Source organism: Vibrio sp. 2304 (assembly GCF_033339475.1).
In the GTDB taxonomy this organism is placed as follows: Bacteria; Pseudomonadota; Gammaproteobacteria; order Enterobacterales; family Vibrionaceae; genus Vibrio; species Vibrio alginolyticus.
Genome location: NZ_JAWOUQ010000069.1, coordinates 1 through 654, shown reverse-complemented (window position 1 = coordinate 654; position 654 = coordinate 1). Strand labels below are relative to the sequence as shown.

At 42.2% G+C, this 654-nt stretch carries 1 protein-coding gene; it reads right to left on the bottom strand.

Translation table 11 applies throughout. The annotated features are described in order from the left end of the window. Positions 1 to 69 precede the first annotated feature (69 nt). Positions 70 to 543, bottom strand: coding sequence for a GrpB family protein (locus R7P64_RS24290; RefSeq protein ID WP_213973665.1), 474 nt, complete (start codon positions 541 to 543; stop codon positions 70 to 72). Positions 544 to 654 lie beyond the last annotated feature (111 nt).

Here is a 654-nt window from a genome sequence, read left to right as displayed (position 1 = left end):
CCACCTTAAACACTAAAACCAACGCATAGTAAAAATGCCACGCGTTGCGAATCACTCTTAAACAGTTTGTTATGCCTGCCCTAACACGCGCTCAATAAAAGCTGATTTTTTCCGACGATACTCTTCGTGAGACCAACCTGTACAAGACATTTTCAGCTCATTGTATCGTTGAACTAACTCAGGATTTTTACGGAGTTTGTCTCTAAACCCCGCAAAAAACTCAAATTCCGAACCATTAGCTACAACTTGAAAAGCGACATCCTCACCTGAGCTATTTTCCAGCATGCAAAGCTCCGGAGTTCTTAACGTATCGGATTTTTCGTTGAAACCTAGAGTAGAAAGTAACTTTACTGCATCTTCTAGTTCCTTGCCGTTAACACCAACAAGTATGTCTAGGTCACCTTTAGATACAGCATTAGGGATAGAGGAAGCTCCAATATGCTCAATAGATGCATCGGGGAGTAAAGCAGCTATCTCAAGTTCGTACTTACGAAACAGGCTTTCGCAAGATGCCTGATATTCATCTGCTTTGTAAAACTGCATATTTTCTCCCAAAAGGCATAACGCCTTGTTAAGGTGTGAGGCACGCAATACCGAAGGTTCCGCATAACACCTTAACCACTAAAGCCAACGCATAGTAAAAATGCCACGCGT

What these genes read in the sequence shown, in the direction of transcription:
- R7P64_RS24290 (WP_213973665.1), bottom strand. Translation starts at nt 543, where the DNA reads ATGCAGTTTTACAAAGCAGATGAATATCAGGCATCTTGCGAAAGCCTG.